Below are 1,591 nucleotides of genomic sequence, written 5' to 3' on the forward strand. Positions count from 1 at the left end.
GGCCGGGCTGCCGTTGGCGCCGCCGCGGCTCGACGCCGGGCTGGGCGCGGGATTCTGGCCCTGGCCCAGGATATAGCGGGAAACGTTGCGGTTGTGCTCGTTCAGATTGACCGAGAACTCGCTGGTGCCGTTGCCGCGGGAAACGAAAAAGAGGAACTTGTGCTGCTCCGGCTGCACCGCCGCCAACAGCGCCGCACGGCCCGGCGCCGCGATAGGCGTGGGCGGCAGGCCCGGACGCGTATAGGTATTCCAGGGCGTATCGGTCTGCAGGTCGCGCTTGCGGATGCGGCCCTGGTAGGCTTCGCCCATGCCGTAAATCACCGTCGGGTCGGTCTGCAGCAGCATGCCGATCTTGAGCCGGTTGCTGAACACGCCGGCCACGCGGCGGCGGTCCGGCCCGTGGCCGGTCTCCTTTTCAACAATGGAAGCCAGCACCAGGGCCTCGTAGGGCGTGGTCACCGGCAGGTCCGGCTGGCGCTTGGCCCAGGTGTCCTGCAGGATGCGCTGGCCTTCCTGGTAGGCGCGGCGCAACAGGTCGTAATCGGTGCTGCCTGGCGTGAAAATATAGGTATCCGGGAAGAACAGCCCTTCCGGCTGCTTGATGTCGGAACCCAGGCGTTCCATCAATTCTTCATCGGTGGTTTCGCCCAGCGTCTGCTTGACGTCGGGATTCGCGCGCAGCGCCTGGCGGATCTGGCGATAGGTCCAGCCCTCCAGGAAGGTGATCTGCCGCTGCGTCATGTCGCCGCGCGCCAGGCGTTCCAGCAGTTGCCAGGGCGAATCGCCATTGATGGCCTGGTAGCCGCCGGCCTTCATCTGCTTGTCTCGTTCGGACAGGCGCGCCATCCAGATGAAACCGGGTTCCCAGACCGGCACGCCGGCCTCGTTCAGCGCCCGCGCGACCGTGCGCGGGCTGCTGCCCGGATCCACCACGAAATCTATCCTGTCGGCTTTCAGCTGCATGGGCTTGTGCGCCCAATACCAGGCGCCGCCCACGGCTGCGGCGGCAGCCAGTGCGATCAACAGGAAAAACCACAGGACGAAAAAAAAGAGTCGCTTCTTCATAAGTGTCGGAAGTTTAATTGATCGCGCGGACCTGTCGCGGCTAAAGAGGGGCAGAACGCGCCGCGCGCCCCTGCGCGCGGCGGGGACATGGCCCAGCCTGAAGGGGAACACGGCTATCATCAGCACTTTGATGACGCGATAACGCCGCTGCCATGCACGCTTTCCATTCTTCGATTCCCGCCCGCGCAGAAGGTTGCGCGCAAGTCGCGCCGCTGGAAGATTTCCTGGTCTTCGCCGCTTCCGGCGCGGACGCCCTCACCTTTCTGCACGGCCAGCTCACGCAGGACGTCACCGGCCTGCCGCGGGACGCCGCCCGCCTGGCCGGCTACTGCACCGCCAAGGGCCGCCTGCTGGCCACTCTGGTGATGTGGCGCGGCGCCCCCGGCGCGGACGATGCGCCCCAGCTCTACGGCCTGGTGCGGCAGGATCTGGCCCAGGCGCTGCTCAAGCGCCTGTCGATGTTCGTGTTGCGCGCCAAGGCCAAGCTTGCCGCCACCCCATTGCATGTGGCGGGCGTGACGGCCTC

1 protein-coding gene and 1 pseudogene are annotated in these 1,591 nt (G+C 66.5%); one reads left to right on the forward strand and one right to left on the reverse strand.

Annotated features, from left to right (window positions below; translation table 11 throughout):
- The coding region (mltG, locus tag VIR09_RS28300) for an endolytic transglycosylase MltG (RefSeq protein WP_332015884.1) at positions 1–1,065 on the reverse strand (1,065 nt) is incomplete at its 3' end.
- A 152-nt stretch (positions 1,066–1,217) separates the two neighbouring features.
- On the opposite strand from mltG, the pseudogene VIR09_RS28305 reads away from it, so the two are divergent.
- Positions 1,218–1,591 (forward strand): annotated as a pseudogene (locus tag VIR09_RS28305) (folate-binding protein); the annotation flags it as partial.

It is taken from the genome of Achromobacter sp., assembly GCF_036567245.1.
Lineage (GTDB): Bacteria > Pseudomonadota > Gammaproteobacteria > Burkholderiales > Burkholderiaceae_B > Achromobacter.